Origin of the sequence: Rhizobium sp. R693 (assembly GCF_002211315.1) — a bacterium.
In the GTDB taxonomy this organism is placed as follows: Bacteria; Pseudomonadota; Alphaproteobacteria; order Rhizobiales; family Rhizobiaceae; genus Rhizobium.
The window spans coordinates 46,712-63,798 of the sequence record NZ_LOKY01000008.1; the positions used below are offsets into that span (position 1 = coordinate 46,712).

Consider the following 17,087-nt stretch of genomic DNA (forward strand, 5'->3'; position numbering starts at 1 on the left):
TATGCGAAGCGAACTCTACATCGATGGCAAGTGGACGAGGCCGGTCAGGGGCGGCACCTGCGACGTCATCAACCCGGCGAGCGAAGAGGTCATCCAGGTGATTGCCGCTGCAACGGCCGAGGACGTCGATATCGCCGTCAAGGCCGCCCGCCGTGCCTTCGACGCTGACGGATGGCCAAAGCTTTCGGGTGCTGTGCGCGCCAGGTACCTGCGTGCCATCGCAGATGGTATCCGCTCGCGGCAGGCAAAGATTGCCCGCCTCGAAGTCCTCGATAATGGCAAGCCCTTTCCCGAGGCCGACTGGGACGTCGCAGACGCCGCCGGCTGCTTCGACTTCTACGCAGGCCTTGCAGAAAAGCTCGACAACGACCCGCAAGAGCCGATCGTGCTTAGCGATGATCGCTTCACCTCGAAAGCGGTCAAGGAACCGATCGGCGTGGCGGGGGCGATCATCCCGTGGAATTACCCGCTGCTGATGGCCGCTTGGAAGGTTGCTCCGGCGCTCGCCGCCGGATGCACGGTCGTCCTCAAGCCTGCCGAGCTTACATCGCTGACCGCGCTTGAACTGGCGGCGATCGCCGATGATGTCGCACTTCCTCCGGGCGTTCTGAACGTTATCACAGGTTCGGGCTCGGTTGCCGGACAGGCGATCATCGACCACAAGGGCGTCGACAAGCTGGCGTTCACGGGATCTGGTCCAGTCGGTTCGAAGATCATGGCTGCGGCCGCCCGCGACATCAAGCGCGTCAGCCTGGAGCTTGGCGGCAAGTCACCATTCGTGGTGTTTGAAGACGCCGATATCGACGATGCCGTCGAGTGGATCATGTTTGGCATCTTCTGGAACCAGGGTCAGGTCTGTTCAGCGACGTCCCGCGTCCTCGTCCAGGACACCATCTATGAGCGCCTCCTGACACGTCTTGTCGAGGAAACCAACAAGATCACGATCGGCAATGGCCTGGACGAGGGCGTGTTACTCGGACCCCTCGTCTCGAAGCGCCAATATGCACAGGTTGTCGCGGCGATCGAGGCGGCTCGCAAGGCCGGTGCGACGGTCGCCTGCGGTGGGACACGCCCGGAAGGTTACGACAAGGGCTACTACCTGCGACCGACGGTATTGACCGATGTTCCCCTTGAGAGCGACGCGTGGGTCGAAGAGATCTTCGGCCCGGTCGTCTGCATCCGGCCTTTCAAGACCGAGGAGGAGGCCATCGAACGGGCGAATGACTCGCGTTTTGGCCTCGCCGCCGCCGTCATGTCGAAGGACGACGCCCGTTGCGAACGCGTCGCCGCAGCGTTGCGGGCCGGGATCGTCTGGATCAACTGCTCGCAGCCAACCTTCACCGAGGCGCCCTGGGGTGGCTACAAGCAATCCGGGATCGGGCGCGAACTCGGCCGTTGGGGTCTTGAGAACTATCTCGAAACCAAACAGATCACGAAATACGTCACCGACAAGCCCTGGGGCTGGTACGTCAAGTAGGGGGTGATGCAGGATGTTCTTCGATCAATCTCTCGAACTGCTGCTCGTTCACTGCCAGGGCGAAGTCGGGCATGTGCTCGTCAGCGGCGCTGCGGAAATCCCCGGCGCGACCATGCTGGACAAGATGAACCACATCAACACGGTGGATGATAGTCTGCGGCGTTTCGTCGCCTTCGAGCCTCGTGCCAACGTCGCCATGTCGGTAAACCTCATTGTCGCGCCGACGCGTCCGGATGCCGATGCTGGCTTCATCGTCCTTCAAGCCGACCGCGCGCACCCGATGTCGGGCAGCAACTGCATCTGCGTCGTCACGGCGCTGCTTGAAAGCGGCCGCGTGCCGATGCAGGAGCCCTTTACGACGGTACGACTGGATACGCCTGCAGGCCTTGTCGTCACGCAAGCCAGGTGCGAGAACGGCCGCTGCGTGAGCGTCAGTCTCGACAACGTGCCAAGCTTCGCAGAGCTGCTCGATTGCGAGATCGACACGCCGGCATGGGGTCAAATCAAGGTCGATATCGCTTTCGGTGGCGTTTACTACGCGCTGATCGATGTGGCGCCGCTCGGTCTGGCCATCGAGCCCAGGAATGCTCGCGAGCTTGCTCAGGCAGGCATCGAGCTGAAACAGCTTCTGGCCGAACAGGTGAAGGTCGCGCATCCGACGCTGCCGGGTGTCGACGAGATCGCCTATGTCATGTTCCGCAACCAGGAGCCCGACGGTGCCGTGCGGACCTGCACGACCCTGCAGCCAGGCCGCGTCGACCGCTCGCCTTGCGGCACCGGCAGTTCAGCCAATCTGGCAACGCTCTTTGCACGCGGCCTTGTTGCGGTGGGCGACAGCCGAACCTCACGTTCCATTATCGGTGGGGAGTTTATTGCCGAGGCGATCGGCGAGACCAGGATCGGTGGGAAAAGGGCGATCCTGCCGCGCATCACTGGACGCGGTTACGTTTACGGACGCTCGCAGCTCAGGCTTGCGCAAGACGATCCCTTCGCCAATGGCTTTGCGCTCTCCGACACATGGGGACCGCAGGTCGGTCTGTTGACGGGAGGCAAAAGCCATGATCACGCCGCTTGAAGAACAGGCCATCCTGGTCACCGGGGCAACAGGCGGCATCGGTGCTGCAATCGTCGAGCGCCTCGCCGCAGAAGGCGCTCGACCGATCATCCACTACGGACGAGACCGACGTGGAGCCGAGGACCTGCTGTCCCGGATCGGCGGACATGGATGGCTGATAGAGGCCGATCTTTCTGTGCCGGAAGGCGCAGTTGATCTCTGGCGCAAGGCTATCGAGGCGGCCGGACGTGTCCACGGGCTCGTTAATAATGCGGGTATCCGCACGGAGATCTTGATCGACGCGCCGGCGCAAGAATGGCGGTCCGCCTGGCAGAGCGAGTTCCAGGTCAATTTCTTTGCGGCAGCAGACCTTTGCAAGGATGCAATCGGCCATTTCAGGACAAATGGCGGCGGCCGCATCATCAACATTGCGAGCCGCGCCGGACAGCGCGGATATGCCGCCGACGCCATGCCTTATGGTGCTGCCAAGGCAGCCCTTCTCAATCTGACCAAATCGATAGCCCGCAGCTTCGGTGCTGATGGCGTGGTGGCGGTTGCTATCGCTCCTGGCTGGGTACGGACTAAGATGGCCGAGGATTTCATCGCGACCCATGGGGAGGCTGCGGCCGTCGCCGACATACCGATCGGAAAGATGGCGAGCCCTTTTGAGATCGCCGAACTGGTCGCCTTTGTTTTGCGCCCCAGCCAAGCGTCGCTCAATGGGGCGACCCTCGATGTCAACGGCGGAAGCTACATTCGATGATCCCAGAAGAGGATGGTTTTATGAGACGGTTTGAAGGCAAGGTCGCCATTGTGACGGGTGCGGGAGGCGGGATCGGCTCGGCCATTGCGCGTCGGTTAGCATTTGAGGGTGCGTTGGTCGTCGTTACCGACGTGAACGGCGAAGCGGCTCTCAAGGTCGCAAGCGGAATCGGGGACGACGGCGGTTACGCGACGGCAATTACGGCGGACATCTCGAGCAAGGAGGAATGTTTCTTGCTGGTGGCGAAGGCGTTCGAACTGAAAGGTCACCTGGACGTCCTCGTGAACAATGCCGGCATAAACCGGCGTGGAAACCTGCTGTCGCTTTCGGACGAGGATTGGGATGTCAGCTTCACGGTTAATCTGGATTCGATGTTTCACCTGTGCCGTGCAGCACTTCCGCACATGATTGCGGCTGGCGGCGGCGCCATTGTCAACACAGCCTCGCAGTGGGGGCTCTATCCGGCGCCGAACCACATCGCCTACAACACGACCAAGGCTGCGGTCGCGGCCTTCACCCAGAACCTTGCCCGTGACTACGCGCCGGACAAGGTCCGGGTGAACGCTGTCTGTCCTGGCGAAATTCACACAAGCATGCTTGAGGCAGGCGTGAGGCGCTCGGGCAAGACAATCGCAGATCTCGATAGGCTGGTGCCCTTCGGCCGGATTGGCAAGCCCGAGGAGGTTGCAGCATTGGTTGCATTTCTGGCCTCTGACGAGGCGGCGTTCATGTGCGGATCGCTGGTCGAGATCACTGGCGCGCAGGCGGTTGCCTGAGCCGGCTCGACGATTGCCGAAGGCGAGCCAGTCCGCGTTCAACGCGTCTGGAACTTTCCGCTACGATACTGCTCCACCAGGTTGCGGCATGCTCTCAACGTCAGGCCCATGACCGTTAGGGTCGTGCCGGCGACGCCACTTCCGGGAAAAGCGCTGGCATCGGTCACGATCAGATTCGGCGCGTCCCACATCTGATTATAGGGATTGAGGACCGAGGCCTCCGGCGTCTTGCCCATGCGAGCGCCGCCGCTCTCGTGGATTGCAGCACCCATGCACATGGTCTTGCGGAACCATTTGCGAAACATGAACCGGCTAAACCGGGAGGCGTCGGGAAAGGCGCCCTTTCCCATCTCCTTGAGGCCGGTTGGGGAGCCGATGAATTCGAGCGCGCCACCCACCCCCTCGATCATTGAAATCAGCGTTTCTTCCTGCTGTCTAAGCAGGGCGTGCTCCTCTGCCTGCATCACGCAACGGATATGGGCAACCGCAATGTTCCAGGCATCCTTTCGGCTTTGATCAAGGGTGATGCGATTGTCCGCGTAGGGCAGCATCCGGCCGAAGCCGAAGAAGGCGAGGCGTGCATCGGCGTCGTGGGGTACAGGCGCGCGACCGACGCTGCCCTGATAGTCGAAATCACCGCGACTGCGGTCACCCTCGCCGAAACGCGGAATGAAGATCCCGCCCGACGGATTGTAGAACGGATCGGTCGGTGCGGATTGATCGAGCGCCCAGCCCTTTGAGCCGGAAAAGGAACCGAAGGCGAGGCATGGAAGCTGGTCCATGAAATAACGTCCAAGTGCCCCGGAGCTGTTGCCGAGCCCGTTCGGGTGCCTGGCTGCGGCGGAATTGAGGAGAAGCCGCACGCTTTCGATCGGAGAGGCGGCAAGCACGACGGATGCGGCGCGAACGGAAGATATCCTGCCACTTTCACGATCGACGAATTCGGCGCCGGTGGCGTGTCCGCTGGTCTCGTCGGTGGTGATGCGACGCACGACAGCGTTGTACTGGACCGTCAGGCGTCCACTCGCCAGGCCCTCCTTAAGCGGCCGCGGCATGCGTTCGGCATCAGGGGCGATATAGCGCCAGGAGACGACGCGACGCTCTGGCCAACGGCTCTCGACTGCCTTGCGGAACGTCTCTTCGGCGGGCGTCAGACCTGCCGGCTTCGCATAAACGCCGTCGGGAAGCGTTGCGACATTATCCTTGTTTCCGTAGAGCCCGAGATAGGTCTCGACCTCTTCGTAGAGCGGTACCATTTCTTCGTAGGAGATCGGCCAGTCGACACCCTTGCCGGTGCGCGAGTGGATCTTGAAATCGTCGTCGGTCCAGCGCAGCAATACGCGTCCGAAACTGTGCAGCCGGCCACCGCCCTGGCGGCCACGAATCCACAAAAACGGTTCGTCCCTTGGTGTGGTGTAGGGGTTTTTTCGGTCATTGACGAAGAAGTGGCTGAACCGCTCCGTGAAGAATGCGGCCCGCGCCTGGATCGGCTGGCCCTTCACGGTGGCGCGGGCACGCTCCCAGATGTTGATGCTGCTTGTCGGCGGCTTCTTGCGAGACGGATCGAAATCGTCTGGCCCGACGGCTGGCCCTGCCTCGAGGAGCAGCACGGAGAGACCTTGCGCGGTCAGCTCCTTGACCGCGAAAGACCCTGCCGCGCCGGAGCCGATCACCAGCGCATCATAAATCGTTTGAGACATGTCTTTTCAAATCCTGCTTGAAGCAGTTCCCCAAGGAAGCCCGAGCGCCTGGGGACTGCAAGAACACAATGATGGCGTCAAAGACGCTGGCCGTCGGCGCCAAAGAGCGATGCCCTGGCGATATCGAGACCCGGTGTGATTGCCTCGCCGGGCTGAAGCTGAACGTCACCCATCAGGCGAAGCGACAGGCTCTGGCTGCCCCAGTCGAACCAGACGACCGCATCCGAGCCCATGGGTTCGACAACGGATACGCGACCGGACATGGTGGGCAGCCCGCCTGCCGCACCGTCGAGCCTGAAATGCTCGGGCCGCAACCCGAGCGTGGCCGATCCTTCGCAAGCGCCTGATCGAAAGGCGTAGGCGGACACGTCAATCGACAGAGCGTTGCTTGTAAACCTTACCGATCCCTTGCTCCGCTCGATCCGACCGGCGATGAAGTTCATCGCCGGAGCGCCGATGAAACCGGCGACGAAGAGATTTGCGGGGCGATGATAGATCTCAGGCGGCGATGCGAGCTGCTGGATCACTCCGTCGCGCATGATCGCAATCCGGTCGGCAAGGGTCAGCGCCTCGACCTGGTCGTGCGTCACATAGATCATCGTGTTGCCGAGGCTCTGGTGAAGCTTCTTGATTTCGACCCTGAGTTCATTGCGTAGCTTGGCATCGAGGTTGGAGAGCGGCTCGTCGAATAAAAAGACATCGACCTCGCGCACGAGCGCGCGGCCGATGGCGACGCGCTGGCGCTGGCCGCCGGATAGCTCTGCCGGGCGCCGGTCGAGCAGCTTTTCGAGATGAAGGAGAGCAGCCGTGCGCTGAACGCGGGCATCAATTTCCGGCTTCGGCAATCCGGCGACGCGCAGCCCGAAGGAAAGGTTCTTGCGCACCGACATGCGTGGGTAAAGCGCATAGGACTGGAAGACCATCCCGATGCCGCGATCCTTCGGTTCTTCCCAGGTGACATTCTTCCCGGAGATCCAGACTTCGCCGGCGGTGATGTCCTGAAGACCGGCGATAGCGTTGAGGAGTGTTGACTTGCCGCAGCCCGAGGGCCCGAGCAGAACCAGGAACTCTTGGGGGGCGATGTCGATCGACATTTGTTCGATCACCGCATGGTCGCCATAGGCGATCTTCAGGTCCTTGATGGAAACGGCTGATTGCATGGTCGTTTATCCCTTGACTGCGCCGGCGGCGATACCGCGCACGAACCAGCGCCCGGACAGGAAATAGATGGCGAGCGGGACGACGGCCGTGAGGATGGTCGCTGCCATGTTCACGTTGTAATTGCGCTCGCCCATTGTGGTGTTGACGATGTTGTTGAGCTGGACCGTCATCGGCAGGTTGTCGCGTCCGGCAAAGACGAGGCCAAGCAAGAAGTCGTTCCAGATTCCGGTGAACTGCAACATGGAAACCACGACCACCATCGGCACGGCAAGCGGCAGCATGATCTCGAAGAAAATCCTCCAGAATCCTGCCCCATCGACCCTGGCGGCCTTGCACAGCTCTTCGGGCACACTGACGAAGTAGTTGCGAAAAAGCAGTGTCACCAGGGGCAGACCGAAGATGACATGGACGAGGATGATGCCGGCAAGCGAATTATAAAGACCGATATTCGCCATGGCCCGGACCATCGGATAGAGAAAGATCTGGTAGGGGATCAGGCCACCGATCATCAGCAGTGCAAAAAGCACGTTTGCTCCGCGCGGGCGCCACAGCGACAGCGCATAGCCGTTGATGGCGCCGATCAGGACCGACAAAGCAACGGATGGAACGGTGATCGCCACGGAATTCCAGAAGCCGCTGCGGATACCAACACAAACCGTTCCCATGCAGGCGCCGGACCAGGCGGTGATCCAGGCCGCATAATCGGGCTTTGCCGGCAGGGAAAAGATATCACCAAGGCGGATCTCGTCCATGGTCTTCAGCGACGTGACGATCATGGTGTAGAGCGGCAGCAGGAAAAACAGAGCCGCAACGAAGAGAAAGGCATAAAGGCCGATGCGGCCGGCCGTGAGGCGGGAGGGTTTTGGGCCATTCGGACGCGGGCCGGTCATCGTACTCCTCCCCTTGCCTTGCCGCGCACATGCATCGCATAGCGCAGGGGAGCGATCGTCGTGACCACGCCGAGCACAAGTACGGTCGCACCTGCCGTTGCGAGCCCTAGGTTCTGGCGTCCGAAAAGATTGTCCATGATGAATTTTGCCGGCACTTCCGTTGCGTTGCCGGGCCCGCCATTGGTCATGGCGACGACGATGTCGTAGGTCTTGATCACTCCCATCGCCAGAAGCATGCCGGCTGCGGCAAGGGCCGGGCCGAGCTGGGGCAGGACAATCGACACGTAGATGCGCCAGACCGGGATGCCGTCGATCCTTGCGGCCTTCCACTGCTCGGTCTCGATGCCGCGCATGCCGGCAAGCGCGATCACCATGACAAGACCCGCCCCCTGCCAGACGCCGGCAAGCACCAGCGCATAGATCGCCATATCGCGGTTCACCACCCAGTCGAAGACGAAGCTCTCCCAGCCGAGCGCGCGCACACTTGCCTGGATGCCGAGCGTCGGGTTGAGCATCCACTGCCAGATCAGTCCCGTCACCACAAAGGACATGGCGTAGGGGTAGAGGAAGATCGTCCTGAAGGTGCTTTCGAAGCGGATATTGCGATCGAGGGCAGCTGCCAGAAGAAAGCCGAGCAGCAGGCAGCCGCTAACATAGAGAACGCCGAAAATCAGGACATTGTGCAGCGAGGCAAGCCATTTGGCGGAAGAAAACAGCCTGGCGTATTGCGCCAGCCCCACATAGGTCGACGACGGGAAGATCGTCGAGTTGGTGAAGGACAGCCGGATTGACCAGGCCATGGTGCCGATGAAGACGACCACCGCGACCAGCCAGGTCGGCAGCAGCGCAATGGTCGCAGAAAGATTTCGCTTGCGTTTCATGGGCATCGCGCATTCTTGAGGGATGGGAAACAGGTGCCGCGCCGTCCGCACGCTCTTGGTGGCGGACAGATGACGCCAGACTGCGCCCGGCGTCATCTGCTCAAATCCTATTCGAAGATGGCGAAAAAGCTCTGCGCGGCCGCGTCCGCATCGTACGAGCCGCCGTTCCAGTATTCGTCGACGAAATCGTCGAGAGAACCGACCTGCTGCGGCGTCAGAACGATCGCCTGGTCGGGAACGATGGCTCCGGCGCTCATCAGTTCGAGGCCTTTTTGGGCGCAGACGTCGAGTTTCGACCTGTCGACATCCGTGCGGGCCGGAACAGAGCCTTTCTTCAGCGAGAACTCGATCTGAACCGCCGGATCCATGACCACTTCGGCCAGAAGTTTCTGCGCCTTGTCGGTTTCGGCCTTGCCGGTTTTCGGGAAGTAGAAGGAGTCGGCGATATAGACCATGCCCGGTGATTGCGGGACGATCATGCAGCCGTAGTCCTTGCCAGGCTGCTTGCCGGCGACGGTGAACTCGCCCTTTGCCCAGTCGCCCATGAACTGCACGCCGGCCTTGGCGGTGATCAGCATGGCGGTGGCATCGTTCCAGTTTCGACCGGCAGCGCCGTCATCGACGTAGCCATGCAGTTTTCCAAGAAGCTGCAGGGTCTTCTTGACCCCCTCGACGGAGGCTTCGCTCTTGTCCTTGTGAGCATAGATCTTCTGGAAACCATCGATGCCCACCTGGGACAGAAGGATCATGTTGAAAACCTTGGACTGCTGCCAGGGCTGCCCACCCCAGGCGACGGGTTGGATGCCTGCGGCCTTCAGCTTGTCGAGATCCTCGAAGAAGGCATCCCACGTCTTCGGCTCTTCGCCAATACCCGCTTTTTGAAAGGCGTCCTTGGAATAGAAGACCCAGCTTTCGCCATGGGCGCCGGTCGGGGCGAGATAGACCTTGCTGTCATAGGAGATGAGGTCATGGATCGACTTCGGCAGCGTATCGGCCCATTTTCCGGCTGCCGCCACATCATCGATCGGATTGAACATCCCCTGTCTGACGAAGTCGGCGGCGGCAAGGCCGATGACACCCTGCTTGGCGCCTGGGGCATCGCCTGCCACGATCCGGTTCTGGAACGACGCGTCGGCAGCGCCGAACCCCGCAATCGAGGAATCCTTCCAGACCCCGCCGCGCTTTTCGAACTCGGTCTTGATGACGTTGAGTGCAGCCGCTTCTCCACCTGAGGTCCAGGAGGAGAGGATTTCGATCGTCGGTTTGTCTTCGGCCTGTGACTGGATCGAGAAGCCGGCGAAAGCCGCGCCGGCTAGAAGGAGTTTCATCATTGTCTTCATGGTTCCACCTCTTGGATTTGCCCTCTTGGCGGGGCGCTGGTCGTTTTGGAAATGATAGTCAGCGATAGATCGGCAGGAGCGATTGCCGCACGAGCGTCAACCCGTTGGCGATGTCGAAAACCGGGTCGGGCGCGGCATCGAGCTCGAGGATTGCCCAGCCCTGAAAGCTGCGGTCGCGCAGCAACCGGGCCCAGGCCGGCCAATCGACGCGTCCGAGACCGAAACCGCAAAAGTAGGGCCGATGGCGATCATGGATATGTTCGTCGATTGGCGTGTCGGCCGGCATGGGGCCGAGGGCATCCTTCCAATGGGCGATGATCACGCGCTCATGATGGCGATCAACGAGCTGGACGGGATCCGAGCCAGCGACGATGATATGAGCGGTATCCGGGCACATGTGTACGTAGGCTGGATCGGTGAGCATCATCATCAGATCGACGTCACGCGCTGCGGCGAAGATCGAATGCGCCTCGGTATGCAGCGCCAGCCGTACGCCGCGAGCGTAAAGAATAGCGCCAAGCCTGTTTAAAAAATCTGCAATCACCTTTGCGCGGTCGAAATCGAAGAACTGTACCGGCTGCGTTCCAAGCGTCTGGCGCAGCGGTGCGCCGATCACCATGATGTCGCTGCCGCAGGCTTTCAGAAAGTCGGCATATTTCTCGGCCTTGGCGATCAGTGCGTCCTGCGCCTCGCGCCTCGTAAAATCGCCAGCTGCTTCGAGCTCGGCGAAAAAGCCGCTGCAAAGCGTAAGGCCGCGCTTTGACAGCTCGCTGGCGAAGGCCTCGATGGAGCCGTAGGTTTTGATGGCGTCCTGCCAGTTGAAGGGAGAAAATGTCAGTTCTACGCCGGTAACACCCGAGGCCTGAACGCTGTCCAGGATCTTGTCCCAGAACGCGCGGGGCTGACTGCGGGCATGCGCCAGGATCGCATCATGGCTATCGAGGCCAAAGAAGCCGGGGTGAAAGAAAGTCACGAGATCGACGCCGAAGCGCAGCCTTCCATCAGTCGTCATGGTCAGTTTCAATCCTCCAGACATGGCTCATCCTTCGATGGAAACAAGGTTTCCTTCGAGAAATCATCATTCAATTTCAATGCATTGCAAAATGGCAAACGATTGCCATGTCTAGATAATAACCAAGCTGCTTTTTTACGCAAGTGGTTTTTGGCAAACGTTTGCTATAGACGGTGGCATGCCCTAGAGTTGCAAAAGAAGGCGTTGTGAAGGAACTGATATAGGTGAGGAAAAACAAGCATGTGCTCGGGGAGGCGCAGTCGGGCCCGCTGATGGCCGATGTGGCCAGGCTTGCAGGTGTTGCGATTTCGACGGTCAGCCGTGCCCTGGCAAATCCTGGTCGGGTCAACGAACGCACACGCGTCAAGATCGACGCGGCAGCCAAGCAGCTGGGCTATACGCCCAATGCCATGGCGCGGGGCCTGAGGGTCGGCAAGTCGGACATCATCATGATTGTCCTGCCGGGTTCGCTTTATTACGGCGCCTCGCAGGTCATCCCGCAGGTCTTGCAGGCCATCAACAAGTCGCTGATCCAAGCTGGCTACAACCTGATGATCGCCAACCTCGATCGCGACGAGGCTTCCGAACGCCATATCCTCGACCTTGCGTTTGGCGGCACGGTCCGCGGCGCGATCATTCTGTCGTCGAAGTTGCCCGAGGTGGATGGGCGGTCACTGGCAAATGCCGGCCTTCCGATCGTCTCCATGCTTTTGGACATGAGCGAGACTGGTCTGCCAAGTGTCGTGACGAACGACCGTGAGGCTATTCGGTGCGTGACCGGCGAACTTGTCCGCCTCGGCCATCGCCGCTTTCTCTATCTTGCCGGTCCTGAGGGAAACTATCACGACGTCGAGCGCTTCGCCGGTGTTGTCGAGGCGTTGCGCGATTGCGGGCTGCCGGAGAACGCGGTTGTTCGATCAGGCGGCAAGCTGGACTATCAGCAGGGCTTCGAGATCGGCCTGCAGGCGGCCGACGACTTTGCCGCACTCGCCAAAAGGCCAACCGCCGTGATTGCGACGAGTGACGACATGGCAATCTCCTTTATGAGCCGGGTGCAGCACATGGGGCTGAAGATCCCCAAGGATCTGTCCATCGTCTCCTTCGACGGTTCGCCCGTGTGCGCCTTCTGCTCACCACCGCTGTCGACGATCGAACAGCCGGTGGAGGAAATGGGCAAGACCGCTGTCCGCCTCCTGCTCGGCGCGATCGATAAAACCGAGCAGCAAGTGATGCGCAATGTCATCCCCAGCAGGCTGATCTTGCGTGAAAGCATGAGCGGCCCGCGTGATGGCCCGGTGGAGTGACAAGGCATTGCAGGCAGGGGCGGACGGTGCGGTCAAGACGCCACCAGCCACGCCTGCACGACAGCGCCGCCATGCGCGTCACTTCGAGAGCCACTTTGTTGACAGCTATCTGTTTCCAGGCAGGTTTAGCGCATAGCGCGTATGCCGCCGCTCGCCAACGCGCCGGAGCGCACCTTTTTCCACGAGATCGTGGAGGTCACGCGTGGCCGTCGCTCGCGAGGTTCGCGTGATCGAAATATAGTTCTCAGCGCTTGACCCACCCTTGAAACCCGCTGGTCCTTCGCGAAACATCTGGGCAATGGCCTTCTGCTGGCGTCCGTTGAGCTGGTCGCGAAAGCAATCATAAAAGCGCGCCTTGCCGATATGAAAGTCCAGGCGCCTCAGGGTCGTCTGTTGTGCCTCGAGAACGGTTTCGGCAAAGTAGACCAACCATCCGGTGATATCGAGCGTGCGTTGATGGCGTTCAAGCTGATCGTAGTAGGCCTTGCGGTCGCGCTGGATTGTGCAGGCCAGCGCAATCAGGCTCGGGCGGCCGATGTTCTGTGCCAGCGATTTTTCCGCAAGAGCCCGACCAATCCTGCCATTGCCATCTTCAAATGGATGGATGCTTTCGAAGTACAAATGACCCAAGGCTGCTCGTGTGAGAGCGGGCAGCGGGATTTCGCCGTTCGGCGCCGTTCTTTCGAACCATTCGATATAGGCTTCCATCTCTGCTGGCACTTGCCGCGATGGCGGCGCCTCATAATGGACGGTTGGATTGTCCATACGGGCCGGAGACGATCTGCATGGCATCGTCATGGGTGCGGTATCCGCCAATCATTTCAAGATGACGGCTTTGCGTCATGAGCATGCCGTGCCAGCGAAACAAAGTCTCATGATCGAGAGGGCTCATCCAAGACTCATACGCATCGACCATCATTTCCGCGATGCCGCGTTCCTGCGGCTTTGCCGGTCGGTTGTCCGCCTCGAGACCAAATTGCCGGCGCAAGGAAGATTGCACGCTCAATCGGTCGAGCATTTCGCCTTCGATCTCCGAGGTTTTTATTGCCTCATCGCTCAAAAGCTCGATACGCAACAGATCGCGCTCCTCGCCACTGACATGGCGGATCGCGCCGATCACTTCACCCGAGGTGAGAAGAAAACGGCCCTCGAGTGTCTTAAGCTGAGCCTCGTCATATATGAATTGCGGCCAGCCTTGCTGCTTCCAGTTCCATGTCATGAGTTATAGACCTCCCTTCTATACCTCAATTTCGGCGGAAATTTTGAGTGATAGAACCATGTCCTATTGCGCACCACGGAAAGATCTAGAACAGCGACCCAGCGGGTTGGAGGCTGACCGGGACGAACGGCGCTTCGTAGACGGCATGCTCCGACAACGGCTTCGTTGACCCGTCCAGTCTCGCCGTTGGCCATTTTAAGGTCGAGCGCGATTGCCGCTGGATTGCGAGCGGAGCCTGCGACAGACCGTTGAAGACTATGGCGAACTCCGGATATCTGCTAAAGAACCAAGACGGATTAAATTGCTGACATAATCCATGCTCGCGGATGGCTCTGAAGGTTGATCGATGATTGAGAAGATCGCAATTTTGGTTGTGACGGCGTTGCTCCTTGCAAGCTGCATGGTCGTGTCAGGCTCTTACTCGTCTGACGGTCTGGCACCGATCCCCGGCAGCATAACCTACAACGGCCAGCCGCGCACGAAGCTCACGAAGTCGCCGATCGGTGCTTCGTTCCCTCATACTTTCACGGATCAGACGGGACGCGAAGTCGAGGAGATCTATGTCATCCAGCCTGACCGATCCCTGCTTATCGCAGAACGTCATTACCGACCTTTCTTAGCCTGGAGCCGTCGCTAGAAGCCCGGCGATAATGGTAAAGGCTCGGCAATCTCGCCATTGGCCAAAAAAGCTCAATAGGCGCCCGGTCCGGTCGCTTCGTCCAGATGGTTCTATTCCGACTGCGTTGCAATCCGCCCTGAGACGTCATTCAAATAGATGCCGTAGAAAAGATGGGTCGGGGCACGCGCTGGAGGAACCTCGTTCGGCTTCAGCGATCCGATCTCCCACCAGTTCAGATGTTTTTCCAGCAAGGAGAAGGCGTGCAGGCGCTCCTCATGCCAGGTATCGTCGTCCGGCAGTTCCTGAAACCTGCCATTGACCACAACGCTTTTCCAACTTCCCTTTGACGGCCACTCCTCGACCTGAAGACAGACGTTCGGGTTCTGGCGCATCCATTCGACTTTCCGTCCTGGCATCGAGAAGCTATAGGCCACTCTTGCCTTGAACGCGAAGTAGGTGGGGACGAGGTACGGTTGCCCTTCGCTGCAGCAGGCCAGATGGCCATAGTGCGCGCCTTCAAGCATTTCGAGACATTCTGCCTTACTCATGTTTCTGAGTATCATTGCCATATTTGTCGCTCCCGATCCAAAAAACGGTCCTCAAAGTGAAAATCCCATCGGGCTTGTCTCCGCTCGAGCGCTACAAGAACACAGTTGCGAGCGGCTGCGATTGTCACGATGAGAACCAGAAATAGCGCGTTGTCGAAGCCGAACCAGCGCAGCCGTTTGAGGCAGCCCCGGCGCACAATCGGCTGCTTCTGGCGGCAAGACGCGCCTCAGCCTTGCCCGACCATGATCGGGCGCCGCTCGGTGGTCCGAAGCGCCGGCTGGATAGACCGCCCGGCCGGATGATCTCTGTTCCCGCCTCCACTTGCGGGCGCAATCTGGGCGGCACAATCGGTTCCGTGACGGCGACCATGCCGCATCAGGCGGGCCGCAATCAGAAATCGCGGCGGGGAGCAAACCAGCTGGCGGTGGCCCCCGACATCGCATAGACTTCACTGACCAATGACAACGGCATCAATAAACTCCACCGTAAAAATCCGTCCCGCGACCTCGGCGGATGCGGCCATACTCGGTCGTTTCGGTACACTCCTGGTCGCCCTTCACCACGAGCTCGACGCGGCCCGCTTTATCGCAACCACGACGAACACGCCGCAAGGCTACGCGCATTTTCTCGAACGCGAGTCGAACCGGGCCGATGCAGTCGTCCTTGTCGCGCAAGAAGACAACACGGTTCTAGGCTATGCCTACGCTGCCCTGGAGGGAGCCGACTACATGTCCCTGCGTGGCCCGGCAGGTGTTATCCACGACCTCTTCGTTGATCCGGCATGTCGGCGCAAGGGTGTTGGCAGAATGCTGCTCGACGCAGTCATTGCAGAAATGGACAGGCGGGGCGCCGAGCGGATCGTGCTTTCTACAGCATACGGAAACGAAGCCGCACGCCGCCTGTTTGCCGCCGTGGGCTTTCGCCCGACGATGGTCGAGATGACCCGAGGCTGATGCAACAGCGATACGCCTGAGAGATCACGGGCCGGGGTTTGTACGGAGGAACGAAGCGCCAGGCACCTCGGTACTGCCGGCGCTCGCGTCGCTGACTTTGATTGGTACACTACCGCCAGGCTGTCTCGTTCTTCTGTTCATAGTCGCTGAAGGCCTTCCTGAGACCGATCAGCACTTCGGCGGCAGTTTCAAACATCGCCTTCAACTGCGGCTCTTCGACCTTCTGGATATCTCCACGCAAATGATCGACCATTTCCTGAAGGCGCACCTGCATCTTTTGCGTATGGTGACGCGGGTCCTGCTGTGTTTCCATGACCATCGGACTTCTCCTCTGGGCTCGTGGCTCTTTTCGCCGTGATCTTGAGACTTCAGGTTAAACCTGCATTTGCGGTCTTGGTTCCCGACTTCTTGTCGTCTGCCCGCAGTCCACCTGTTTCATCAGGCCGACGGAGTGCAGCCAATATGATCTCCATGGAGGCGAGGATCTGGCCGCGTGCCTGCATGGTGCCGGCCAGAGCTGAGGGGATTGTGCCAGATACCGGATATATGCCTCGAAATCCCGATCCGAACGGCAGATGCTGCCGGCCCGGAACGGACGTGCAGGCAGAAGGCATGCTCAGGCAGCCCGCGGCGTCCAGTCCGACCGGGGTCAGTGGAGGCGTGCCGCGGGCTTGCTGCCAGTTTTACTATGGCGTTACACTGACGGTCAGTGGGCTGTCTGTGAGTGTGCGCCGCCGCGTTGCGAAATGCCGCTGAGGGCTCTGCCTGCTTCCATCGCCTCGCCCTTCATGGCGAGATCGCCAAGCGAGATGATGCCGACCAGCCGCTTGCTTCGGTTCAGCACCGGCAAGCGCCGCACTTGCAGATCGCCCATGTTGTGCAGGACGTCTTCGACATCTTCGTCATCGTAGCAGTATTTGACATCGGTGCTCATCACGTCGCGGACCTTTGCGTCCGGGCCTTTGCCCTCTGCCACGCCACGAATGGCGATGTCGCGGTCTGTGATGATGCCGACCAGCCGGTCATTCTCACCCACCGGGAGGACGCCGGCATCGAGACGTCCCATCATTGAGGCGACTTCCCGCAATGTGTGCTCCGGATCGGTGATCTGCACGTCTGTGGTCATGCAATTGCTGACTTTCATGATAACCTCCCTCGTGCTGCCCGCGCCTCCTCGCGCGGGATAAAAAGATTCAACGCGCGCCGGTCGGAAACGTTCCTGCCAAGAGCCCATGGACGGCCACCGGTTTCAGATTTCGCCCGGTCGTGGGTCGCCTTGCCAATGGAGCTCAGATCAGCTTGGCAGAATGTGCGGCACTATCTCTCGCTTGAGATTGGCAATCTTCGTCCATCCCGGGGGGCGTCCGATTAATGGCTGTCGACACCGGG

At 60.2% G+C, this 17,087-nt stretch carries 16 protein-coding genes and 1 pseudogene; 7 read left to right on the plus strand and 10 right to left on the minus strand.

Translation table 11 applies throughout. The annotated features are described in order from the left end of the window. Position 1: 1 nt before the first annotated feature. From ATY79_RS09295 to ATY79_RS09310, 4 genes are read left to right on the plus strand one after another with little or no spacing between them, the layout of a single operon-like run. Positions 2 to 1,477 (plus strand): aldehyde dehydrogenase family protein, encoded by a 1,476-nt coding sequence (locus tag ATY79_RS09295; protein ID WP_088703624.1) that lies wholly within the window; start codon positions 2 to 4, stop codon positions 1,475 to 1,477. Positions 1,478 to 1,490: 13 nt separating this feature from the next. Continuing rightward, complete coding sequence (locus ATY79_RS09300) at positions 1,491 to 2,552, plus strand: proline racemase family protein (RefSeq protein ID WP_088703625.1); 1,062 nt, start codon at positions 1,491 to 1,493, stop codon at positions 2,550 to 2,552. Next, positions 2,536 to 3,294 (plus strand): SDR family oxidoreductase, encoded by a 759-nt coding sequence (locus ATY79_RS09305; RefSeq protein WP_088703626.1) that lies wholly within the window; start codon positions 2,536 to 2,538, stop codon positions 3,292 to 3,294. The genes ATY79_RS09300 and ATY79_RS09305 overlap by 17 nt, the downstream gene beginning before the upstream one ends. Positions 3,295 to 3,314: 20 nt before the next feature. Then, positions 3,315 to 4,070: an SDR family NAD(P)-dependent oxidoreductase gene (locus ATY79_RS09310; protein WP_088703722.1), complete on the plus strand. Its 756-nt coding sequence runs from the start codon at positions 3,315 to 3,317 to the stop codon at positions 4,068 to 4,070. Positions 4,071 to 4,108: 38 nt separating this feature from the next. Here ATY79_RS09310 and ATY79_RS09315 read toward each other — a convergent pair whose 3' ends face one another. From ATY79_RS09315 to ATY79_RS09340, 6 genes are all read right to left on the minus strand, one after another. After that, on the minus strand, positions 4,109 to 5,770 hold the full coding sequence (locus tag ATY79_RS09315) for a GMC family oxidoreductase (protein ID WP_088703627.1): 1,662 nt from the start codon (positions 5,768 to 5,770) through the stop codon (positions 4,109 to 4,111). Between the two features lie 77 nt (positions 5,771 to 5,847). Further along, on the minus strand, positions 5,848 to 6,930 hold the full coding sequence (gene ugpC, locus ATY79_RS09320) for a sn-glycerol-3-phosphate ABC transporter ATP-binding protein UgpC (RefSeq protein ID WP_088703628.1): 1,083 nt from the start codon (positions 6,928 to 6,930) through the stop codon (positions 5,848 to 5,850). Between the two features lie 6 nt (positions 6,931 to 6,936). Further along, positions 6,937 to 7,821 carry a carbohydrate ABC transporter permease gene (locus ATY79_RS09325; RefSeq protein WP_088703629.1) on the minus strand — a complete coding sequence of 295 codons (885 nt, stop codon included), beginning with the start codon at positions 7,819 to 7,821 and terminating at the stop codon, positions 6,937 to 6,939. Continuing rightward, positions 7,818 to 8,708 (minus strand): sugar ABC transporter permease, encoded by an 891-nt coding sequence (locus ATY79_RS09330; RefSeq protein ID WP_088703723.1) that lies wholly within the window; start codon positions 8,706 to 8,708, stop codon positions 7,818 to 7,820. The genes ATY79_RS09325 and ATY79_RS09330 overlap by 4 nt, the downstream gene beginning before the upstream one ends. A gap of 101 nt (positions 8,709 to 8,809) precedes the next feature. Beyond that, the gene (locus ATY79_RS09335) at positions 8,810 to 10,042 is read right to left on the minus strand and encodes an ABC transporter substrate-binding protein (protein ID WP_088703630.1); all 1,233 of its coding nucleotides are present in this window, start codon (positions 10,040 to 10,042) and stop codon (positions 8,810 to 8,812) included. 58 nt (positions 10,043 to 10,100) lie between these two features. Further along, positions 10,101 to 11,054, minus strand: coding sequence for a sugar phosphate isomerase/epimerase (locus ATY79_RS09340; protein WP_088703631.1), 954 nt, complete (start codon positions 11,052 to 11,054; stop codon positions 10,101 to 10,103). A 224-nt stretch (positions 11,055 to 11,278) separates the two neighbouring features. On the opposite strand from ATY79_RS09340, the gene ATY79_RS09345 reads away from it, so the two are divergent. Further along, positions 11,279 to 12,358, plus strand: a complete 1,080-nt coding sequence (locus ATY79_RS09345; RefSeq protein WP_088703632.1) for a LacI family DNA-binding transcriptional regulator — start codon at positions 11,279 to 11,281, stop codon at positions 12,356 to 12,358. 105 nt (positions 12,359 to 12,463) lie between these two features. Here ATY79_RS09345 and ATY79_RS09350 read toward each other — a convergent pair. Then, positions 12,464 to 13,577 (minus strand): annotated as a pseudogene (locus tag ATY79_RS09350) (Fic family protein). 346 nt (positions 13,578 to 13,923) lie between these two features. On the opposite strand from ATY79_RS09350, the gene ATY79_RS09355 reads away from it, so the two are divergent. Beyond that, positions 13,924 to 14,214 carry a hypothetical protein gene (locus tag ATY79_RS09355; protein ID WP_088703633.1) on the plus strand — a complete coding sequence of 97 codons (291 nt, stop codon included), beginning with the start codon at positions 13,924 to 13,926 and terminating at the stop codon, positions 14,212 to 14,214. Between the two features lie 92 nt (positions 14,215 to 14,306). On the opposite strand, the gene ATY79_RS09360 is transcribed toward ATY79_RS09355, so the two are convergent. Continuing rightward, complete coding sequence (locus ATY79_RS09360) at positions 14,307 to 14,765, minus strand: pyridoxamine 5'-phosphate oxidase family protein (protein WP_088703634.1); 459 nt, start codon at positions 14,763 to 14,765, stop codon at positions 14,307 to 14,309. A gap of 438 nt (positions 14,766 to 15,203) precedes the next feature. On the opposite strand from ATY79_RS09360, the gene ATY79_RS09365 reads away from it, so the two are divergent. Next, positions 15,204 to 15,698: a GNAT family N-acetyltransferase gene (locus ATY79_RS09365; protein ID WP_088703635.1), complete on the plus strand. Its 495-nt coding sequence runs from the start codon at positions 15,204 to 15,206 to the stop codon at positions 15,696 to 15,698. Positions 15,699 to 15,807: 109 nt separating this feature from the next. Here the strand turns inward: ATY79_RS09365 and ATY79_RS09370 are convergent, their stop codons facing one another. Together ATY79_RS09370 and ATY79_RS09375 are read right to left on the minus strand one after the other, a co-directional pair. Continuing rightward, a complete protein-coding gene (locus tag ATY79_RS09370; RefSeq protein ID WP_088703636.1) occupies positions 15,808 to 16,017 on the minus strand; it encodes a hypothetical protein in 210 nt (69 codons plus the stop codon). Between the two features lie 387 nt (positions 16,018 to 16,404). Then, the gene (locus ATY79_RS09375) at positions 16,405 to 16,842 is read right to left on the minus strand and encodes a CBS domain-containing protein (protein WP_088703637.1); all 438 of its coding nucleotides are present in this window, start codon (positions 16,840 to 16,842) and stop codon (positions 16,405 to 16,407) included. Between the last annotated feature and the right edge of the window lie 245 nt (positions 16,843 to 17,087).